The following is a 21,532-nucleotide window of genomic DNA, read 5'->3' as shown; positions in this document are numbered from 1 at the left end:
ATTGCTTATTTGTTATTCGTTATTTATCTAAGAAATCTAACTAACGACTGATGATTTTGGACTGGCTTATTCATCATCAATTACAGCAGTCCGATCCAGCAGTAATAAATTGCGGAGTTGGTCAGTATTCAGTTCCGTAATCCACTGTTCACCGGCACCCACCACTTGCTCTGCCAATGCTTTCTTACTTTCAATCATTTCATTAATTCTTTCTTCGAGGGTGCCGGTACAGGTAAATTTATGTACCTGTACATTCCGAGTTTGACCAATCCGAAATACCCGATCCGTTGCCTGATTTTCGACTGCTGGGTTCCACCAACGGTCGAAATGAAAGACATGATTCGCACGAGTTAAATTTAGACCCGTTCCACCCGCTTTTAAAGAAAGAATAAAGATTCTGGGACCTTCTGGGTCGTTCTGGAATCGGTCAATCATTTCCTCCCGTTGTTGTTTGCGGGTGCCTCCATACAAAAACAGGGTTTCTCCACCTAGATGTTTCTCTAAATAAGGTTGGAGAAGTTTTCCCCACTCAGCAAATTGAGTGAAAATCAAAGCGCGATCGCCTTCTAATAAAGCCTCCTCCAACATCTCTTCTAAACGCTGAAGTTTGCCAGAGCGACGCTGTGCTACCAGTTCTTTTTCCTTTAAATATTGGGCGGGATGGTTGCAGATTTGCTTTAACTTTATCAACAAAGCTAAAATGATTCCCTTCCGTTGCACACCTTCGCTGGCTTCAATTTCAACTAGCGATTCTTCAACCAATTTTTGATAGAGTGCAGCTTGCTCGGCAGAGAGTCCGCAGAATACAGTCATTTCCTGCTTTTCGGGCAAATCTTGAATGATATTGCGATCGCTTTTCAGGCGTCGCAGGATAAAAGGACTCACCAGCGATCGCAATGTCTGCAACGAAGCCACATCACCATATTTCTCAATCGGCAAGGCAAATCGGCGTTGAAAGAAATCCCGCGTTCCCAAATACCCCGGATTCAGAAAATCTAAAATTGACCACAGTTCTGCCAAGCGATTCTCTACCGGAGTTCCGGTTAGTGCAATCCGAAAACCTGCTTTTAACTGACGCACTGCTTGCGATTGCTTCGCCTGGGGATTCTTAATATTTTGAGCTTCATCCAGCACCACACCCCGCCAAGAAATACTTTGAAGGTCTTTGGCATCCCGAAACGCCAGTGAATAACTGGTAATGACCAAATCTTTGCCCTTAACGGCTTTTGCTAACGCTTTCCCTTTCGGTCGTTTATCCCCGTGATGGACGGCAACTTTCAGCGTCGGGCCAAATTTCTTAACTTCCCGTTCCCAGTTCCCCAAAACTGAAGTCGGGCAAACTAATAGCGTCGGTGCCTCTAATTTTTCTTCGTGTTGCAAATTTAGCAGAAATGCAATGCATTGAATTGTTTTGCCCAGTCCCATATCGTCTGCGAGACAGGCTCCCAAACCCCAGCGTTCGAGGAAAGAGAGCCAGCCGACGCCCCGCGCTTGATAAGGTCGCAACTGCCCCTGGAAATTGGCAGGAGGCGCGATCGCTTCCACCGCCTGATTATTGGTTAAAGTTGTTAGCAACTGCTGAAGCGGCCCTGCTGCCTCAAAGCTAACCACCGGAAGTTTTTCAATTACTTTGGTATCGCCGGTACTCAGCCGCAGAGCATCTTCTAAGGAGAGAGCCATCTGGTCTTTGGGCGTTGCCAGCAGCAACTGAGCGGCTTTCACATCAGAGGGTTGTAGGGCTATCCACTCCCCATTTACTTGCACCAGCGGGCTTTGCAGGGCGATTAGACGGTCAAATTCTTGTTTAGAAATCGTGCGATCGCCAATCGCTAATTCCCACTCGAAAGACAGCCAGCTTTGCAATCCTGACTGACCTTTGCCCGGTGTGGTGCTAGAGCGAATTTTCAGCCCCAAATGCCTATTTTCTCCCTCCGCAGGCATCAGACTGGACGGCATTACGACTCCCAATCCACTGTCTTTCAGTCGCCATGCACCAGCCTTGATAAATTCGTACACCTGCACGGGTGTCAAACGGCAAGACTGCGGGCGACGGTCATGCAAGCTGGATTCAATGGGAGGATAAAGTCGAGCAGCCAGACCTAAGCCACTCAGAAAAGTCTCCTGATGATGCTCAATCGTGCGACCTTTGAAGACCAAGCGCTCTAAGGGATGGTTCCAGATAGTTTCTGCATCTACCAAAAATTCCGGGTCGCCCGTTGCCTGGAGAAAGTATTCTAAACTCCAATTCTCGTCGCCTGATGGGGGTGGTTGGAGAAGGAAACAGGTGCGAAATCGGTTTTGTTGGTATTGCCGGGTTCTCAAATCGCCGCTAGCGAACACTGGGGCGACTAAATGATCTCGTACTGGCGATGTCCAAGTCTGAAAGGCTGCTTCCAAACGTCCAATTGCCGCCGGTTCTGCCTTGAGGGTATTCGATGCGGTCGAAAGGGCTTGCAACCACTCCTGCACTATCGGTTCTACTGCTGGTAAGGCAGAATTCCCAACACCCGAACGCAGTTGCGCGTCTATGACACTGCCTAAAAATCCCAAAAGTAATTCCTTGGGTTCGTCTGGTGTCCGTTGTTCGCTAGATTTTTCTTTACCGCTAACCTCTGAGTGTTGATAGGTGCGGCAGGCAGAGGGCATGAGCTGGGTAAACTTTTCTAGACGGGCTTGATCTAACCCACTATCGAGCAGGGGTTGCCAAGCGGCGACAACTGTACCATCCGACTGCCGATGTAGGGTTGGTAAAAACTTACATCGCACCAAAAGATCCAAAATCCATCGGCTAACCTGTGCCCAAAAGCGTAAATCTCCCCCGACATAAGCATCAGATTCTTTAAAAGAGCCAAGGGGCAGCGCTTGCAAAAATTGTATTGCTTCGAGAGGATCGAGACACAGCCCTTCAACTTGCCAGAGGTGTAAGGATAACGTTGCAGCATCCGCACCTTCTGAAAGCATTTTGGTAGACAGCACTGGGTAAATTGGCTCACCTGTGTCTAAAGTTTGGCTGGGCAGAGCGATCGCTTTCTTGAGCCATTTCTGGTTAGCTCGACTTCTCGAATGGCTGCGCGATTCTTCAAGGAGACTACGCGATCGCAAAAAATCGATTAATTCTGCCTGCGTCATCGCCATCGGATGGGATGCCACTGTATTGGGTTGAGAAGAATCGGGTTGAGAAGACATCGCAGGCGTCATGGGTCGCCAAATTTCTCCCCAAATAAATAGATAACCCCCCTGAGGTTGAACGAGCCAACTACCGTGTAAAATTGCCATATTTAGAAGCTTTTTTAGGAGAAATAACTCAATTTATTAACGTTTATTAGAGCAATAATTAGCGATTAGATAATGCGATGCTTTTTCTTATGCAGCTAATTTATAGACATCACTTCTTTCACAAAATTACTGGAAAATAAAAACTAATCTGCCTTTTTTAACGACCTTGCAAAATGAAATTAAAATTAAAGACCCGATGTTTCCTCATAAGCAAGATGCCAACACAGCGTTACTGAATCAGATTATTATTGAGGGTTGAACTTATCCCGAAAGTAAACCTCTATCCAAAGTAGAATTTGCTGCCTACTGAATGACCCACGATGATTTTTTTGCCACCGACAATCCCAATAAAGCCACCAACGCCGATGAAAATCTTGGTAGCTTTCTATCCCAAACCCAACTTTCTCGGACGGTGCAGCCACATCTGCAAATGCTGGATTTATTGTACAACCTGCTTGGGCGGGGTCAAGGCATCGGTAGGTTGATGGAGAGCAATGCTAGAAATCCCTGCGGTTAAGGGTTACACCGCGATGATGTTCAATTTTGTTTCGGCAATTAACACGCCTTCTATCCGATTGTGACAATCTTTAATATTTGAGATAGTCCATCAGATTTTGAGCGCTGCACATTTATCTGATGGACTATCTCATGGACGGGTAGGAAATGCCCTAAAGAGTCCCGCTCTTTGCGCTAATTTATCAGCCGTCAGTTGTTATTGTCGATCCCCTGCGCCCTTACTCCTCTGTCCGTCTTCGTCTCCGGAGTGCCGTCATCTACCTAAAGGCACCACCAGTACCTAAGTGCTACGATTGCGAAAGATAAAGAAAAATGATAGAAGGACAAAGTACCGCATGGTAGAGCTAGACAAGTCAATATCCTTTGATGGACGGGATATTCGACTGAAGGTGGGTTTGCTTGCCCCTCAAGCTGGGGGTTCAGTTTTAATTCAGTCAGGAGACACCGCAGTTTTAGTCACGGCGACTCGCTCCGGAGGCCGAGAAGGCATTGATTTCCTGCCATTAATGGTAGATTACGAAGAAAGGCTTTATGCAGCCGGTCGGATTCCCGGTGGTTTCTTGCGGCGAGAAGGGCGTCCCCCCGAAAAAGTAACGCTCACGGGTCGTTTGATTGACCGTCCCCTGCGTCCCTTATTTCCTTCCTGGCTGAGAGATGACATTCAGGTAGTAGCAACCACGCTGTCGATGGATGAGCAGGTACCGCCGGATGTTCTGGCGGTAACAGGTGCTTCAATTGCGGTGCTTTTAGCACAGATTCCCTTCCAAGGACCGATGGCAGCAGTGCGGGTTGGTTTGGTGGGGGATGATTTTATTATCAATCCTACCTACGCCGAAATCGAGGCAGGGGATTTGGATCTGGTGGTGGCAGGCTCTCCAGATGGCGTGATTATGGTGGAAGCTGGAGCGAATCAGCTGCCAGAGCAGGATGTGATTGAGGCGATTGATTTCGGCTATGAGGCGGTGCGCGACTTAATTGAGGCGCAGCGAGAGCTGATGGCAGCACTGGGGATTGAATTGGTGCAAGAAACGCCGCCGGAAGTAGATCCGACCCTAGAGAATTTTATCCGCGATCGCGCGACTGCCCAAATCAAAGAAGTCCTCTCCAAATTTGAACTCGACAAAAATAGCCGCGATGCTCTTTTAGATCAGATCAAAGAGACACAAATCCTGGCAGCGATCGCAGAATTGGCGGAAGACGACCCCATCCGAGTTGCTTCTGAAGCTAACTCTAAAGCGGTGAGTAACGTCTTTAAAGACATCACCAAGAAGCTGATGCGCCGTCAAATTGTCGAAGACAGCGTCCGGGTAGATGGTCGCAAGCTTGATGAAGTGCGCCCTGTCTCTTGTCGCGTTGGTCTGTTGCCCAATCGGGTTCATGGTAGCGGTTTGTTTAACCGAGGATTGACCCAGGTCTTATCTGTTTGTACTCTTGGCACCCCAGGCGATGCCCAGGATCTGGCAGATGACCTGCACCCAGAAGATGAAAAGCGCTATTTACATCACTATAATTTCCCGCCCTTTTCTGTTGGGGAAACCAAGCCGATGCGGGCACCCGGTCGTCGGGAAATTGGTCACGGGGCACTAGCCGCACGGGCAATCGTGCCGGTGTTACCGTCGAAGGAAGAGTTCCCCTACGTGATTCGGGTAGTGTCTGAAATTCTTTCTTCCAATGGTTCCACATCAATGGGTTCGGTGTGTGGTTCCACTCTCGCTTTGATGGATGCTGGCGTGCCCATTGCGAAGCCGGTGAGTGGCGCGGCAATGGGGCTGATTAAAGAAGGCGAGGAAGTTCGCATTCTGACTGATATTCAGGGCATTGAAGATTTCTTAGGTGACATGGACTTTAAGGTGGCAGGTACCGATACTGGTATCACTGCCTTGCAAATGGACATGAAGATCAGCGGACTGCCTCTGGATATCATTGCCAAAGCCGTCGAGCAAGCAAAGGGCGCTAGGCTGCACATTTTAGAGAAAATGCTGGCAACCATTGACCAGCCTCGCACCGAGATGTCACCTTATGCACCTCGCTTGCTGACGCTCAAGATTGAGCCAGAACTTATCGGTATGGTCATCGGGCCTGGAGGCAAGATGATTAAGAGCATCACTGAAGAAACAGGTGCCAAAATTGACATTGAGGATGATGGCACGATCACGATTTCAGCGGTGGATGGAGAGAAGGCGAAAAAAGCCCGCAACATCATCCAAGGGATGACGCGGAGGCTGAATGAGGGTGATGTATACGCTGGTCGCGTAACCCGGATTATTCCTATTGGGGCGTTTGTGGAGGTGCTTCCCGGAAAAGAAGGGATGATCCACATTTCTCAACTTGCTGATTACCGAGTCGGTCGCGTCGAAGATGAGGTGGCTGTCGGGGATGAAGTCATTGTCAAGGTACGGGAAATTGACAGCAAAGGTCGGATTAATCTGACGCGCTTGGGGATTCACCCAGATGAAGCAGCTGCTGCTCGTGAAGCGGCAGCAAGTCGTTAAAAAAAGCACTTAGCGATTAGCGATTAGCGGTTAGCAATTAGGGGCGGAAATTGCTAACCGCTAATCGCTAAAGCAAGCTTTGTTGTTTACCAAACACGATTTGATTTTGATGTTAAACATAATAAATTGTCCCGTCTTTATAAAAATCAAAATTATATTGATGAATCGTGTCAACGATAACGAGTTATTGATAGTAGTCTTTAATTCGTTGTTATTTAAATAACGAGTAATTATTAATTACATAAAAGTTTTTATTCATAACGACTTGCAGTTCTTTGAGGGCAGGTTAAACCCCTGTGCATGGGTTTCCCAATCAACGCAGGCTTATTGAGTTTTGCTACTTCAATCACCCTACTTTGTCTACCCCCTCAGGAAACATCAAATGCTTAACGTAGCAAGCCTAACGCTTAGATGGTAAGCCTGAAGAGGGTCATCCTATCTCAAAAAATCATCTACCTTAGGATAGGTTGACGATTTCAAAATTGTAGTGTTATCTTTGCAGTCAGTCTATATAAGTCAGCCTAATCCAGTATCTCGCCTTTAAAAACCTTCCTTATCTGATGAAGGTGAAGCTGGAGCGGAGGAACCAAATTTTGGGGCTTATTGATGAGAGATTAAAAATTAAAAATAGTAATCCTAATTTTTAATTTTGCATTCTTAATTTCTCAGCAAGGGACATCTCTCAGTCCTCGCCCGTCAGCTAACTCCGTCGGCATTGAGAGGAGACTGAAGAGTCAGCAATTTTGTAGAATTTGCGCGATCTCATCAGTGTCCTTGGCTGGTATCTGTTCGCTTCGTTGTACCTGCCCTCGACTATGAGTAGAGGCACATGCCGTGCTTCAACTGCTGGCGTAGGAGAGCAGGTGCGCTAGCTATGAGGAGAAAATCAACCGATGTTACTGACTGACAAAAATCGTATCGCCTTAATTTCGGTAGATGGCGATCCGGCGGTAGAAATTGGGCAAGAAGAAGCTGGAGGTCAAAATGTCTATGTGCGTGAAATCGGATTAGCACTGGCTGAGCAAGGATGGCAGGTGGATATGTTCACTCGCCGCAGCACTGCGGAGCAACTGGATGTCGTTCAGCATACGCCTAACTGCCGGACAATCCGATTAGTTGCTGGCCCAGCCCAATTCATGAGTCGGGATCGGCTCTTCGGCTATTTACCAGAGTTTGTTGAACAATTCCAAGCATTTCAGCAGCGTGAAGGTTGGGAATATACCCTGCTGCATACCAATTATTGGTTGTCATCTTGGGTGGGAATGGAACTGAAAAAGCACCAACCTTTGATACAGGTACATACTTATCATTCGCTGGGGGCGGTGAAATATCGTACAGTTTCCGATATTCCAGCGATCGCTTCCACACGACTGGTCGTTGAAAAAGCGTGTTTGGAAACAGTGGATCGAGTAATTGCCACCAGTCCTCAAGAAGAAGGTCAAATGCGATCGCTTGTTTCCACTCAGGGACAGATTGAAATGATTCCCTGCGGTACAGATATCGTTAAATTTGGCTCCATTGAGCGCCAAGAAGCACGCCAACAGCTAGGAATTGCCACCGACGCCAAAGTAGTGCTGTATGTGGGTCGTTTCGATCGACGCAAGGGAATTGAAACTTTAGTCCGAGCGGTGAACAAATCAAGCTTACGCAAGTCTGGCGACCTAAAACTAATCATTGCAGGCGGAAGCCGTCCGGGACAGAGTGACGGAATCGAACGCGATCGCATTGAGAAAATCGTAGCTGAAGAAGGCATTGGCGATCTCACCCATTTCCCCGGTCGTCTGGAAGATAGCGATTTGCCTTTCTACTACTCAGCTGCCGATGTGTGTGTTGTCCCCAGTCACTATGAACCCTTTGGTTTAGTTGCAATTGAAGCAATGGCTAACCGGACTCCCGTAGTTGCAAGTAATGTAGGCGGCTTGCAGTTTACCGTAGTGCCAGAGGTAACAGGTTTACTGGTGCCTCCCAAAGATGAAGTCGCCTTTGCACAGGCGATTGACCGTATCCTAGCCGATCCCGATTGGCGAGACCAATTAGCCCAGATAGGTCGCCAACGGGTAGAAATTGCTTTTAGCTGGAATAGCGTGGCATTACGGCTCAGCCATTTGTACACCAAATTACTGTGCCAAACCGCTGTTGAATATGCGAACAAACCTCAGCTAGTCGCTTGAGATTTTTTTTCCTGAAAAGTGCTGAGTTCTTTGAGGTAGGATTTTCATCTCAATAGTGACCAAGAAAAGGCACTAGAAAAGAGTTTCCATTCAACGGTTGTGGGCTTCCAGTGTATAGGCGTTTCTTGCAATAAAAAAACAATCTTCTTGGTTCCTTGCAAGGAGGAAATGAGACTCCTTCGTCGTTTACATAAGTTGGGAAAATTCCCAATGTTTTTGCAAGAAACCTATTCCCCAACCATAGAAAAGTTGCTGTCAAGCCAAATCGATGGATTGTTGGTAAAACGAGATATCCATCCAATTATTTGAGAGTCATTCAAGCAGTAAGAAAACGGCAAATTACCGAATTAGGAGATTTGAAATCATGCTGAATATCGGAGATAGCGTGCTACACAAGAAAACCGGACGCTTTGGCAAGGTTTTTGGCTATGGTTATCAGATGGTTAATAGCACTTACTTACCAACACTTATCGTCAGAGTCGTTGAAGCCGCAAGTTTGAGCCAGAAGAGTTTTGTAGAAGATTTGTCTTCGTCATGGATTCTGGAGCAAGAAGTTTCTCGGCTTTCGGCAAAGGCTGCACGCTAGAGCCTAGAACTGCTGCATTTGTACTTTAGGCGATCGCTCAAAACAAAGCTCGGTTCAAATGAACCGAGCTTTGGCATTTTTTCAAATATTTAGCGACAGATTCACTAATCCCATTTAACGTTATTCGGCAGAATTGCGTTATCAAGAGCCGCATCCTTCAAGTTAGCATTCATCAAGTTAGCCTCTCTCAAATTGGCACTACTTAAGTCTGCTTGCTGGAGATCGGCACTATTTGCAAATACACCCGTCAAATTAGCTTCTTCCAGATTAGCCTGCGTTAGATCGGCACCTTCCAAATTAGCATTTGCTAGATTAGCTCCCTGCAAATTTGCCCCTCTCAAATCAGCCCCAGTTAGATGGGCACTTACAAGATTGGCTCCTTTCAAGTCGCAGTCTTGACATTGCTTAGTTTCTATTAATCGTCTGACATGAGCGGGATTTTCGGCTCGGACGGGAGCAATTAAGCCTAAGGGAAGCAGGAGTGCTGCGGCTGCTAGAAATTTTAATTTCATAATTTACCTCACAAAAATTTTATTTATTTTTTTAATTGCCTGATATAATTTTACGTCTACCTTTTTTTAAAAACTTCCTACGATAGGGGGAAATGTTGTCGGTAAATACCCAACTAAAGTAATAAAAATATTTTTGAAGCCAGGAGCGGCTAAGAACAGCATCCGCAGGAGCCATCGCCTTGGGGATTGACTATTGGTGTGCAAGGATTGCACGGTGAAATCATCGCGGCGCTTTAGGAATTGCGCTTTTAACAGCCAGTAAAGTATAAATGCGATCGCCTTTAAAGCAGGGGTTCCCCCTCCGTACTAAACTGGAGGTTACAGTTTTTAGCATTCTGAACTTGACTGAGTTAGCTGTGCGGAAAATAGTTATTGCCGGTAATTGGAAAATGTACAAAACTCAGACCGAGAGTCTGGAGTTTTTGCAAGGATTCATGTCTCACCTAGAAGAAACCCCAGACGAGCGGGAAGTAGTCCTAGCGGCTCCTTTCACTGCTTTGAGCATCATGTCTAAAAATCTGCACGGTAGCCGCGTGCAGTTGGGTGCCCAAAACATCCACTGGGAGGAAATGGGAGCCTACACAGGTGAAATTGCCGGACCCATGCTGACAGAAATTGGGGTGCGTTTCGTAATTGTGGGTCATAGCGAACGGCGTCAATACTTTGGCGAAACCGATGAAACTGTGAACCTACGGCTGAAAGCAGCGCAACGCTATGGTTTAACGCCCATTCTCTGCGTCGGCGAAACCAAGCAACAACGCGATGCAGGTGAAACCGAATCCCTGATTTCTACCCAACTGAAAAAAGGCTTGGTTAACGTTGATCAAGAGAACCTGGTTATCGCCTACGAACCTATTTGGGCAATTGGCACTGGCGATACCTGCGAGTCAAAAGAAGCCAATCGGGTGATTGGCTTAATTCGCACTCAATTGACGAATCCGAATGTCTCGATTCAGTACGGTGGCTCGGTTAAGCCCAATAATATTGATGAAATCATGGCGCAGCCAGAAATCGATGGGGCTTTGGTCGGGGGAGCTAGTCTGGAGCCGGCAAGTTTTGCCCGAATTGTCAACTTTCAAAAAGGATAAAGGATGTTCGAGAAGCAGCGCTTTCTTCGCCGGATGACGGATGAATCAATCCAAAATCCAAAATAGCTTGACCCTCCGGGGTCAAATTTTTGACTGGGGACAGCGCACTTATTTAATGGGTGTGTTGAATGTGACGCCTGATAGTTTTAGTGATGGCGGAGACTTTAACACGCTAGGAGATGCCTTGGCGCAGGCTAAGCATCTTGTGGCAGCCGGTGCCGATATCCTCGATGTGGGGGGACAATCAACCCGACCAGGAGCCGCTCAAATTTCTCTAGAAGAGGAATTGAATCGCGTGCTGCCAGTGGTGCAGGCGCTCCGAAAGAGTGTAGGAGGAAGGAGAAAGGATAAATCCGATTCGGGGGCGGGAGTCATACAATCCGCTCAACACGGCGATCCCTTATCCCACCCTCCGAGATACATCCCTCATCCTTCTGAGGTTCCGATTTCCGTGGATACGACGCGGGCATCTGTAGCACGAGCAGCGGTTGCGGCGGGGGCTGATATCGTTAATGACATTTCCGGCGGTACTTTTGACCCGGAAATGTTTGCGGTGGTGGCAGAGTTGGGAGTCCCCATTGTGTTGATGCACATCCGAGGGACGCCAGCTACTATGCAGCAGATGACGAATTATCAGGACTTGATGGGGGAAATCTCCGAGTTTTTGTCAAGTCAAATTGAGCAAGCGATCGCATCTGGCATCGATCGCTCGAAGATTATCATCGATCCCGGCATTGGCTTTGCCAAAACTTACGAGCAAAGCTTGGAAATCTTGCAATGCCTGTCGATGTTGCATTCCTTGGGTGTTCCTTTGTTAGTGGGACCATCCCGGAAAAGTTTTATCGGGCGGATTTTAAATCAACCCGATCCCAAAGCCAGAGTGTGGGGAACGGCGGCGGCTTGTTGCGGAGCGATCGCGGGAGGTGCTGACATCCTCAGAGTTCACGATGTCCAACCCATGCACGATGTCTGTCGCGTTGCGGATGCCATTTTCAGAAAACAACAATAAAAAAGCTAAGAGTGATCGCTGTTTGGAAATGCCTTGAAAATTGCTCTTTTAAATTTCAAATCAGACTTTCTACTCTTACAACTTTTTTATTTTTTGTTTTTTACCTTTTAAGCCGCACCATCTCCATTCCCATTAGAGCCATTAGGAGCATCAGGCGTAGACATTAAGCCAGACAGGGCTTCTGTTAAGGCTTTTGGGTCCATAAATACCACTTTGGAGTTAGGACTAGCACTCAATTTCTGATTGGCATCGACATATCTTTGAGCAACGAGAAACTGCAATACTTCTCTACTTAAAGGCTGTGACTGCAAAGCTTGACTAAGAATTTCTATCGACTTCACAGTTCCCTCCGCTTCCAAGATAGAAGCGCGTTTCTTACTTTCCGCTGCTCGTTCCAGCTCCAGAGACTCCAAGACAGTTTTGGCAGGCGTAATATCTCGCACCTCGACGCGAGTCACCTTAACTCCCCACGTAGCAGTCGCTTCATCCAACTGCTGCAACAAAGTCTGATTAATTTCGGTTCTGGAAGAATACGTTTGCTCCAGTTCCATTTGACCAATTGCAGAACGAAGCGTCGTTAAAACTAAGTTTTCGATTGCTTGCTCAATATCTTCAACGGCGTAGTAGGCTTTTTCCAAATCCAGAATCTGCCAATACACCACTGCATCAACTTTCAGCGAAACGTTGTCTTTGGTAATTGCCTGTTGAGGGTCAATATTCAAAAACTTCTCGCGGCTGGTTTCCTCCACCACAATTGAGTCAACAAAGGGAACGATAAAGTTGAGACCGGGTGCGAGTCTTCGATTGTACTGACCCAAGCGCTCTACTAAAGCTTGATTTCCTTCGTTGATAATTTTCACAGAACCCACTGTGTAGCCAATGATCACCAAGGCGAGGGGGGCAAGAATCGTGATGGGGTCCATAATGCGCTCTCTCCTGAAGAGGCTACTGTTAAAAGTAGCTATTAGCTTAATGCTAACTTTTAATTAGTCACAGCTTAATTTTGATTCAATCAGGATTTGATCTAAAACTCAGAGCCTTGCCCTTGTTCCGAAAAACATTTCACCTTGATGCCAGCGTTTCTAAGGGAGTGGTGGCAAAGCCAGCCACGAAGTAACCCTTGGGGGTAGTTGCGTATTCAGGCGCAGGGATAGTCCTGGGGTAGAGAGAGATTGGGCGTAGGCGGGTGTTAAAAAGGGTTCGTAAGTTGAGGCGGCTGGAGTCAGCTGTTTGACAAATGCCAAAGTGACGCCTTTAAGCAACTCGTGCAGGGGAGCCACTGCTTCGCCCGTGCGTTCATTGACGAGGGTTGTTTGAGTCAGAAATTCACCTTGGCTACCAGGGGCAAAATTGCTAATGCTTAAGTGAGTTCCGCCAATTGCTGTGAGGAGATATTTAGGGCTGGGTAGTTGGGTAAAAGGTCGTAGTTGATGGTTCAGCGATGGGGTGAGGGAATCACTGGTGCCAGTCAAGATTAAGGTAGGAGTGCTAACTTTGCCAAGACCTTTTTTGCCAAACAAGTCTCCGACAACGGGGTTAAGGGCGATCGCTTGCGCCACGCGCCGATCCCGCAAGTTCAAACGTTGGTCAGGCAGATCCGCTGCTGCACACTGCAACCAATCGCCCCCGGATTTCCCTAGAGGATTGCGATTTTTGCAAAATTGCCGCAACTCATCCAAATTCAGTTCGCCTCCCGCCAACGCTAAAGCCGTGTAGCCGCCCAAGGAATGACCAATTACGCTCACTTTCTCAGTATTTAGCTTCCCTTGAAGGGAACCTGGTAGCTGGTTGAGCCGACCTAGCTCATCAAGCAAAAAGCTAATATCTTTGGGCATGGCGACAAATTCGGACGCCGGTAACAAGGGCACTAAACCGGGCACTCCGACGGAGTTGCTGCCAAATTGCCCCCCAAAGATTCGGTTGGCATTGCTGCCTGGATGCTCGATGGCGGCGACGGTGATGCCGTGAGAAGCTAGGTGACGGGCTACATAAGCCAGGAAGGAGCGATCGGCCCCAAAGCCGTGGGAGAGGACGACAAGGGGATTTTGAGAATTTTGGAAAGGGGGCTTCTCGTTTGTGTTTGCCCAGTAGAGATCGACGACGATCTTGCGATCGCTGGTGTATGTCCCCAGAACTGGCTCTTGGCGTCGCCAGTCGTGGAAGGTCAGAGTCTGCTGCTGTACTGTTTCCGAACCTGCTTGGGCGGGGTTAAAGGCGGGACGGAATTTTCCTTTGGTGACGGTCAATTCCCGCTCCAATAGCGGGCTTAAAGCTCCGCTTTGCCAGTAGGGGGCGTTGAATTCTAAGGCGATCGCGATCGCTGAAGAGGCGTCTACGGTAATGGTGTCGGATGGATAGGACTGCAAAAAGCTGATGACGCTTAAGCCATTGGCTTGTCGCAAGGCTAGAGTTAGACCCGCTTGCAGTTGTTCTACCGTGCTATTCGGGAGCGCCAAGCCTAGCTTCTTGATTAACTCTTCTCCAACAGACGATCGCAACACATCTTTCACCACTTTGTCTCCCAAATTCGGATCTAGATGCAAGCGACGATTGAGGACTTCTCGAAATTCTGAGCTTAGCAATGCCTTGTATGGCTTAAGACTGGCGGGAACTTGCCCCGTTTTAGCGAAATCCTCTAAATCTTCGATCTCTACCGATTGCTGAAACGGTCCCAAGCGCAGTGTTACCCGTTCTGCTGCTAAGACGGGTGCCCCAATTGACAAAAGTGCGATCGCGTTGCTTAAGGAAGTGAGGGTAACTCCCCATAAGAAACTTTGGGTAAGCAAGCGCGTCCGTCCGATTGGCTTTGCTGTTGCTAACTTTGTCCTTTCTAAAAATGGCGATCGCTTTATTGGCAACATTGTGGGAAAAACTCGGCTCTGAAACCAGTTCAGCTTTAACTTCATCATTTCCATTCACCCCGTTTGAGTGCAGCAGCGCCCTAATGTAGAAGCAATTCGATTGCGGTTGTTCCCATTCTTAAAAAGCTCTGCACTTATGCGAACTTGTGCGATTGCTCTCCTAGAAACTGGAGACTCAGTGTTGTCAGCACAGCAAAGCCAAGCACGGACTCAGTGAAAATAAGAATGCGCCCCTGCCCCTAAAGCTCTCTTAATTGCGGCTATAGGTACGGCTATAGGAAGGATACGCGGGAGAAGTATATCCTTTAATCCCATTGGCGACGATACCCAAGACTGTGCCACCGGAGATTTTTAGTCCATCTAATGCTTTCATTAGCATGGAACGGTCTGTTTGATCGATCCCCACCACTAAAATAGTGCCATCTGTATTCGCAGCCAAGATGTTGCTGTCTGCCAAACCGACTAGGGGTGGTGAGTCGTAGATCACCAAGTCGAAACGGGCTTGAAATTGCTCAATCAGATACTGCATTTTATCTGACGAAAGCAGTTTAATCGGGTCTGAAGAGTTTTGACCCGATGTTAAGACAAACAGGTTGTTATCTTCTGGCGATCGCTGAATGGCATCATTCAGACTTAGATCGGTGGCGATAACATCGCTGAGTCCTCGCACGTTCGGTAAGCTCAAGCGAGTATGTAAACTCGGACGCCGCAAATCGGCGTCTATCAATAACACCCGCTGACCAATTGCCGCTGCGGCTTTCGCCAAGTGAATGGCAACCGTTGATTTCCCATCTCCCGGTGTCGCGGAACTGATTGCCAAAGAGGTAATCGGCGTTCCAGAACTGAGCAAGCGAATATTGGTATAGAGAGAACGGAAAGCTTCCAAAAATGGCGAATCGGTGTATACATTCAGCTTCTTACGACCATTGCCATTGGCTGAATTGTCCCCCAGCAGTTGATTTAAACCGGCAACCTCCGCTGCGGTAGAGCGTTGGCTGGGTTTCTTGGGCGGTTTCTTGAGTTCCTTGGCAAAAGGAATCACTCCCAAAATTGGCAGTTTCGTTTCCCCTTTGACATCTTCGGGGGTGTGGAAGACTGTATTGAGAGCCTCGATGAGAAAACCTAACCCGATGCCCAGTAACGCACTTAAAACGATTGCGATCGCTAACTGTTTTTTTGTTTGTTTCGTCGCTACTGATATCAGGTTGCCATCTTCATCACGCCGTAGCTGAGGCTCTTCAATCAGTTCCCAAGGCACTTCCTGCTGAGCAGCATCTAAGTTCAAGGCTTCTCGTTTGCTTAAAAATTGCTTGAGGTTATCGGTTGCAACTAATAATTTTCGCTGTATATCAGCGTGCTGGCGGGCTACCGCAGGTAATTCTTGCAGTTGTGCTTTAATTTTTCTTTCAGTTTTTAGAATTGTTTGGTAGCGCTCCTGTATTCCTTGGATTCTTCCCTCCAATTTTTTGAGAAGCCCTTGGGCTTGTTCGCTCAGCAGCCGCTGTAAATTTTCCCGCTTTTCCTTAAGAACCAGAATCGGTGGGCTATCGTCCCGAAATTGGGGGGATTGTGCCGCAATGGTACTATCGAGGGTCTGAATCTGCGCTAGCAAGGTTTCATAGGTTTTCGCATCAGTAGACAAAATTGCAGTAGAATTCCCTTCTTGCAACTGTTTTTGCATACTGGCATATTGCGCTTGCGCGTCAGCGAGTTCCGCTTGGGTATCCGATCTTTGTCTTTCAAGCGTCAAGGCCTGCTCATATAGCAAGGAATCTGCTTGTTCCGGATCGCTGACATTATACTGCTGCCGCAGTTTTTGGAGTTGTGCTTGCAGCGTATCAACTTGCCCCTGTAGCTGAGGTAGCTGCTGCTCGATAAAGTTAATGCCCTGCTTGAGGCTTGACAGGCGCTCTTGGCGGCTGTAATTCAGATAATTTTTATAAACAGTATCCAATACAAACTGAATTTTTTGCTGGTCTTCATCCCGGTAACTAACTTCTAAAATTTTGGTGCCGTATTGAACTCCATCTTTTTCATAATTGACTCGAAAAATTAAGAGTTTCGTCATCAAGAAATTATAAGTAATCTCCGGATACTTTTTTTGCAATTCCTTGAGTACTGGCAACATTAACTTCGTGCTTTGCAAAACTCGAATTTGCGTCTCATAATCCAACAAACTAGATTTTTCTACTTCAATTTTTTGGATATCTGCATTGTTCGTTTGAGACGACAAAAATTGCTTCGCTAATCTATCTTCAGCGGTGACGGGTTCCACCAAAAGCCGAAAAGCTCCTTCGTATTCTGGAGCAATTTGCTTTGAGGTAAAGACAATCATGCTTCCTGACATGACAGTTAATATAATTGTTACTCCTGCCATAACTGGGAGTCGGCGGCGCACAACCCCTAACAGCCATGCCAAGTCCAGCTTCTGTTCATCACTGTCGTCAGAGGGTCGGGTGAGGTGCCCTGGCAATGACTGAGTCAACTTGCTATTGCTAGTGTGTTTATTGAAGAACGGCTGTGAATTGTGTTCGGTATCCATTTACCTATTAGATAGAAGTAGATAAAACAAAAGAAGCTAACTACGGTTTAAGAAAGCGTTTATAGATACACCCTGAAGATATGCTTACCTAATTGTCATCGTCTCCCAAGATTCCAAACAAATTAAAAATGTTGAAGAATGTGAAAACCTTCTCAATCGGTTCTAAGAATGTTCGCACACTGTCAGAAGTTTTGGCGCTTCCAGAGCGGCTAACGACAATAATGTCGTTATTGCGGACGAGTGGATTATTGGTCTCGTTGATTCCTTGGGTTAAATCAATATTGACTTTACTTTTTGACACCGTACCGTCAGGGTTGAGACGAATTAAATCAACCGCCTTTCGATTCGCTCTAGCATCATTGAATCCTCCCGCAGTCAGCAATGCTTGATTCAAAGTTGTGTTTGGCGCAACCTGCACCACTCCTGGGCTTTTGACTTCTCCTACCACACTTACCTTAATACTACTGGGAGAAAAGCTAGTGGTTGCTAATTCAGAAATTTCTGCCGGGTTGACTGCTGATGCAGTGGGAATAAAAATAGTATCTCCATCTTGCAAAAGCGTATCTTGACTGAAATCCCCTGCCTGCAAGAGTTGCCAAAGATTCAAATCGATAATTTGTTCTGGCCCTGTTTTGGTAAGTCGCCGCAACTGGATACGGCGAATATCTGCCAATGGCTTAATCCCCCCAGCCAAATCGATTGCCCGCGTTACGGTTGGCAGTCCCAGGGTTCTTTGCTCTAGTGTTGTCTTTCCTCCAATCACAACATAAGTGCCAGGACGGTTGACTTCCCCTACGACTGCAACACTGCGGGGTTCTTCTAAAGGAGGTGAAAAACGAGTCGTGGCGATTTGGCGTACTTCGTCTAAATTAATGGTGGTGGTTGTGGGAATAAAGACAGTGTCTCCATCCCGCAAATTTAAGTCTTGGCTGCTGTCGCCGGTTTGTATCAGATCCCAAAGATTCAGATTTATTACTTGCTCGGAACCGGATGCTAGCTTGCGACGCACCTGAACCTTACGAATATCAGCCGTCAGCGTAATTCCCTGCGCCAGCTCAATTGCCTGGGTTACGGTGGGATATTGGAACCCAGGCACGCTCCCGACTCCGGCTATCAGGGGAATTGTGAAGCCGCCTGGGCGAGTCACTTCTCCTCCCACCCGAACATTGATCGGGCGAGGAGACAAAACGTTAATGGTGATGATAGGTCGTTTGAGGAAGCGAAAGTATGCAGACGAAATGACATTCGTCGCTTGTGGCACTGTTAGCCCCTGTACCGATAGGTTTCCAATCAAGGGTAGGGATAAGGAGCCATCTGCTAGAACTTGGTACTCGCCGCTATATTGGGGAACCTCGAAGATATCAAGGCGAATGCGATCGCCTCCACCCAATGTATAGGCTATATCCGGTCGAGCGGGATTGGTATTCGCTTGTGCAAGAATCGTCGGTTTCTGAAAACGCGGCAGAGTCGCCTGGGTAGGATTGGGGCAAGCAATGGCAAATGTTGCCACTAAGGTTATCCCGGCAGAAGTTCGGGTGAGTTGTCTATAAAAACCTGGATCGACCATACATAACCTACTTGTTTTATCTTTTTAAATTTAAGCTGTGTGAGTATAAACCTGCCACTCTAAATAGTAGTTATTTCCCTTCAGTTTTCTTGGCGAAACTCTTAACCCTATCTACAGCAAGCTTTTTAAACATACCCGTTTTTAATCTGTATCTTTAAAATAATTAAATACTCGTAAATATACGCAAATAACTTTTTTCTTTCTTGTTTAATCAGCCGCTATACTCGTATAGGGTGAGCTTCCTGTTATTTTTCGGCTAAGACTATTAAACATGAATACTCTAGCTTCAAACCCTTTGTTTCTGCTAATAGCTGCTGCCAGCGCCATCATTTATGTTTTATTACTATTTAATTTTGCTGGTAGAAGTAAGGCGACTTCCAAAACACTAGAAAAAGTTTTTATTGGCTTAATAATCCTTGCCATCGCTGGAATCACTCTTAATGGATTTGATAAAATTCACCCCAGAGCTTTATACTTACAAGGAAAAAAACTTTATTCTACAATTTTCCAAATTGGCATTTATGCCACCTTTATGTTTATTGTCTACTCGCGGCTCCTACAGAATCTTAAAGATTCAGTTTTTGTTGCTTTCAAATTATTAGTTAATAATATTTATTTTTGCGGATTACTGTTTGTGTTATTTTTATCGGCGGCTTGGTCAGGAACTCCAAGTTACACACTCAAAGCCAGCATGGTTTTTTTAGGCACAACTGCTTTTTGTGTTTACGTTGGTAAGCAGTATAAGTGGAAAGAATTATTTGACTTGTTACTTATAATCAATAAATTTATACTTGTGGTAAGTGTCTTTTATGCTTTATTTAGACCGTCCATTGGAGTAACTTCCAAGGGTTGGCAAGGAATTTTACCCCACGGAAATGCCTTCGGCTTCTTGATGGGTCTAACAGCGGTCATGTGTTATATACAGTCAGTCCGCAAACCGAAAACTAAATGGCAATCTCTTGGTTTCGCTGCTTTATCGATTTTTGCTCTACAACGCTCAAACAGCGGCATGGGAAAAGTTCTATTAGTTCTATTGATAAGCGTGTTAGTTGTTATCCGCTTTATCAAAAACTTACCTCCCCGATTAGCTTTTGCTTGCATAATCTTTTTTATGGCAATTGCTATGTGTTTGTGTATTGTAATTACCCAAAATGCCGAATTTATTATTGTAGATACCCTGAATAAAGATTTGACATTAACCGGACGCACAGACTTCTGGCCTTTGGTAATCAACCATATTAAACAACATCCACTACTGGGCTATGGATACCAAGGATTTTGGCAGTCTTGGCGAGGAACAGCCGATCCGGCGGCTGATATTATCGTGGTAAAAACCCAATTTAAGCCTGAGCATTCTCACAATGGGTTTTTAGACCTAACTGTAGATTTGGGATTCGTAGGATTAGGGTTATTTTGTCTTTCTTTCTTAACTAATATTGCTCTAGCAGTCCAGTACATGAAGCGTACTCAAGAACCTGAATTAGTTATGCCTCTGCTACTGATTACCTGGGCAGTCATGACAAACATTACTGAAACTGGATTAATGTCAATTACCTATGCTTGGCTATTTTATGTTATAGCAACAGTTCGATTGTGCCTGGATGCTACAGAAAAAAGTTCTCAAGATTCCAGCGTTTAAAAAGTGGTTTGCCGGTCTTGAGGGGTGTCTGCTCAATCAGGCGATCGCTCAAAGAGGCAGAGGATTGGGAAGCGATCGCTTCCATAAGGATGAATTTTACAAAATATATTAAGCCGTGTTGCAGCAAGATTCAACACTTTTTCCGGATATTTACGTAGGGAATTTTCCCTTGCATCTAATTTCCGGATATTTACGTAGGAAAATTTTCTCAATATCTAATAATATACATTTAAAAGTGAAGCAAAACACTCGGTTTCTAAAGGATTTAGTTTATGGACAGACCTAAAGATTATTACGAAACCAATGGATACTACGTATTTAGAAATCTTATCCCTAAAAATCTAATTAATAATCTTTTAAAAGAGTATAGCTCTAATATTCTTCCATCCAAATCTCCTTTCTTTAGGCAATCAACTAATAAATGGGAAACCAATAGAATCACTCTTAACGGATACTCTGAAGAATCTTTCCGGGATGTTCACGATTATCCAGATTATCCAGCATTTACTGAGGCAGCTAAAGAAATTTTCTGTTTACAGCAGGTTAGGGAAGCGCTGACTGAACTGACGGGTAGTGAGGAGCATAACCTCATGCAAACGATGTTCTTTGATATGAACACGGCTACCCCAGCACATCAGGATTGGTACTATTTAGATTCCATGCCTAATGGTCATCTTCTGGCTGGATGGTTTGCGCTAGAAGACATTCACGAAGAAGCTGGTCGATTTTATGTTTTACCAACATCCCATCTCGTTGACTTTGAGTTAACAGATGATGAAAAACTATCTAATCGGTTTTACTTGGAAAAGTTGAAGGAGTATATCAATGTTCATAAGAGTAATATTCAAGCTCCTGCCTTGAAAAAAGGGGATGTCTTATTCTGGAACTCTAGAACGATTCACGGTTCCTTGGAAACACTCAATCCCCAATATTCTCGCAAATCTCTCACGGCTCATTATTTACCAGCCATATATGAATTCGGTAGCCGCAATGCAGAATCTCCGACTGCTGTAGATTATGCCACGTACAAAGGAATGAAGTATCGTTTGATTCCTGCAATGTACAAAAATTATTCAGCAGCAGCAAAACTGAAAACAGATTTATTGCAGTATTTGTGGGAGCAACCGAAACTAATGCGAACCGCAAAATTTGTGAGAAAAGTCTTGCAAGGTGCTAAAGGTAAATAATCGATTCCGTTCTGTTCACCTCAACAACAAATAGGGTTTTGTAGGACGACTCAGTTCTCAAACCCTATCTTTATTCCTTCATAAAT

General features: G+C 46.0%; 15 protein-coding genes and 1 riboswitch. Of the genes, 9 read left to right on the top strand and 6 right to left on the bottom strand.

The genetic code is table 11. The annotated features are described in order from the left end of the window. Positions 1-66: 66 nt before the first annotated feature. Positions 67-3,276, bottom strand: a complete 3,210-nt coding sequence (locus H6H02_RS22860) for a DEAD/DEAH box helicase (RefSeq protein ID WP_190822099.1) — start codon at positions 3,274-3,276, stop codon at positions 67-69. A 310-nt stretch (positions 3,277-3,586) separates the two neighbouring features. Between H6H02_RS22860 and H6H02_RS22855 the strand changes: the two genes are divergently transcribed. From H6H02_RS22855 to H6H02_RS22840, 4 genes are all read left to right on the top strand, one after another. Beyond that, complete coding sequence (locus H6H02_RS22855) at positions 3,587-3,793, top strand: hypothetical protein (RefSeq protein ID WP_190822097.1); 207 nt, start codon at positions 3,587-3,589, stop codon at positions 3,791-3,793. A gap of 334 nt (positions 3,794-4,127) precedes the next feature. Further along, a complete protein-coding gene (locus tag H6H02_RS22850) occupies positions 4,128-6,284 on the top strand; it encodes a polyribonucleotide nucleotidyltransferase (RefSeq protein WP_190822095.1) in 2,157 nt (718 codons plus the stop codon). A 539-nt stretch (positions 6,285-6,823) separates the two neighbouring features. After that, a riboswitch (cyclic di-AMP (ydaO/yuaA leader) is annotated at positions 6,824-7,014 on the top strand. A gap of 163 nt (positions 7,015-7,177) precedes the next feature. Then, positions 7,178-8,455 (top strand): glycosyltransferase, encoded by a 1,278-nt coding sequence (locus tag H6H02_RS22845; RefSeq protein ID WP_190822093.1) that lies wholly within the window; start codon positions 7,178-7,180, stop codon positions 8,453-8,455. A gap of 364 nt (positions 8,456-8,819) precedes the next feature. Continuing rightward, positions 8,820-9,041 carry a hypothetical protein gene (locus H6H02_RS22840; protein WP_190822091.1) on the top strand — a complete coding sequence of 74 codons (222 nt, stop codon included), beginning with the start codon at positions 8,820-8,822 and terminating at the stop codon, positions 9,039-9,041. Between the two features lie 104 nt (positions 9,042-9,145). Here H6H02_RS22840 and H6H02_RS27775 read toward each other — a convergent pair whose 3' ends face one another. Continuing rightward, a complete protein-coding gene (locus H6H02_RS27775) occupies positions 9,146-9,553 on the bottom strand; it encodes a pentapeptide repeat-containing protein (protein ID WP_190822088.1) in 408 nt (135 codons plus the stop codon). 356 nt (positions 9,554-9,909) lie between these two features. Between H6H02_RS27775 and tpiA the strand changes: the two genes are divergently transcribed. Together tpiA and folP are read left to right on the top strand one after the other, a co-directional pair. After that, entirely contained in the window at positions 9,910-10,641 is a 732-nt protein-coding gene (tpiA, locus tag H6H02_RS22830) for a triose-phosphate isomerase (RefSeq protein WP_190822086.1), read from the top strand. A 55-nt stretch (positions 10,642-10,696) separates the two neighbouring features. Continuing rightward, positions 10,697-11,650, top strand: a complete 954-nt coding sequence (folP, locus tag H6H02_RS22825) for a dihydropteroate synthase (RefSeq protein WP_347342640.1) — start codon at positions 10,697-10,699, stop codon at positions 11,648-11,650. Positions 11,651-11,757: 107 nt separating this feature from the next. On the opposite strand, the gene H6H02_RS22820 is transcribed toward folP, so the two are convergent. The 4 genes from H6H02_RS22820 to H6H02_RS22805 form a co-directional block, all read right to left on the bottom strand. Next, entirely contained in the window at positions 11,758-12,573 is an 816-nt protein-coding gene (locus H6H02_RS22820) for a stomatin-like protein (protein WP_190822083.1), read from the bottom strand. A 159-nt stretch (positions 12,574-12,732) separates the two neighbouring features. Next, a complete protein-coding gene (locus H6H02_RS22815; RefSeq protein ID WP_242040833.1) occupies positions 12,733-14,559 on the bottom strand; it encodes an alpha/beta hydrolase in 1,827 nt (608 codons plus the stop codon). Positions 14,560-14,761: 202 nt separating this feature from the next. Further along, complete coding sequence (locus tag H6H02_RS22810; protein WP_190822081.1) at positions 14,762-17,053, bottom strand: polysaccharide biosynthesis tyrosine autokinase; 2,292 nt, start codon at positions 17,051-17,053, stop codon at positions 14,762-14,764. An 88-nt stretch (positions 17,054-17,141) separates the two neighbouring features. Then, the gene (locus tag H6H02_RS22805) at positions 17,142-18,620 is read right to left on the bottom strand and encodes an SLBB domain-containing protein (protein WP_190822078.1); all 1,479 of its coding nucleotides are present in this window, start codon (positions 18,618-18,620) and stop codon (positions 17,142-17,144) included. Between the two features lie 271 nt (positions 18,621-18,891). On the opposite strand from H6H02_RS22805, the gene H6H02_RS22800 reads away from it, so the two are divergent. The 3 genes from H6H02_RS22800 to H6H02_RS22790 all read left to right on the top strand — a co-directional run bounded on the left by H6H02_RS22800 (position 18,892) and on the right by H6H02_RS22790 (position 21,446). After that, on the top strand, positions 18,892-20,259 hold the full coding sequence (locus tag H6H02_RS22800; protein WP_190822076.1) for an O-antigen ligase family protein: 1,368 nt from the start codon (positions 18,892-18,894) through the stop codon (positions 20,257-20,259). Then, positions 20,222-20,371, top strand: a complete 150-nt coding sequence (locus tag H6H02_RS22795) for a hypothetical protein (RefSeq protein ID WP_190822074.1) — start codon at positions 20,222-20,224, stop codon at positions 20,369-20,371. The genes H6H02_RS22800 and H6H02_RS22795 overlap by 38 nt, the downstream gene beginning before the upstream one ends. 160 nt (positions 20,372-20,531) lie before the next feature. Continuing rightward, positions 20,532-21,446, top strand: coding sequence for a phytanoyl-CoA dioxygenase family protein (locus H6H02_RS22790; RefSeq protein ID WP_190822072.1), 915 nt, complete (start codon positions 20,532-20,534; stop codon positions 21,444-21,446). The last annotated feature ends 86 nt before the right edge of the window (positions 21,447-21,532 follow it).

The sequence above is a fragment of the Coleofasciculus sp. FACHB-1120 genome (assembly GCF_014698845.1).
In the GTDB taxonomy this organism is placed as follows: Bacteria; Cyanobacteriota; Cyanobacteriia; order Cyanobacteriales; family FACHB-T130; genus FACHB-T130.
This window is presented reverse-complemented; position numbering and strand designations above follow the sequence as displayed.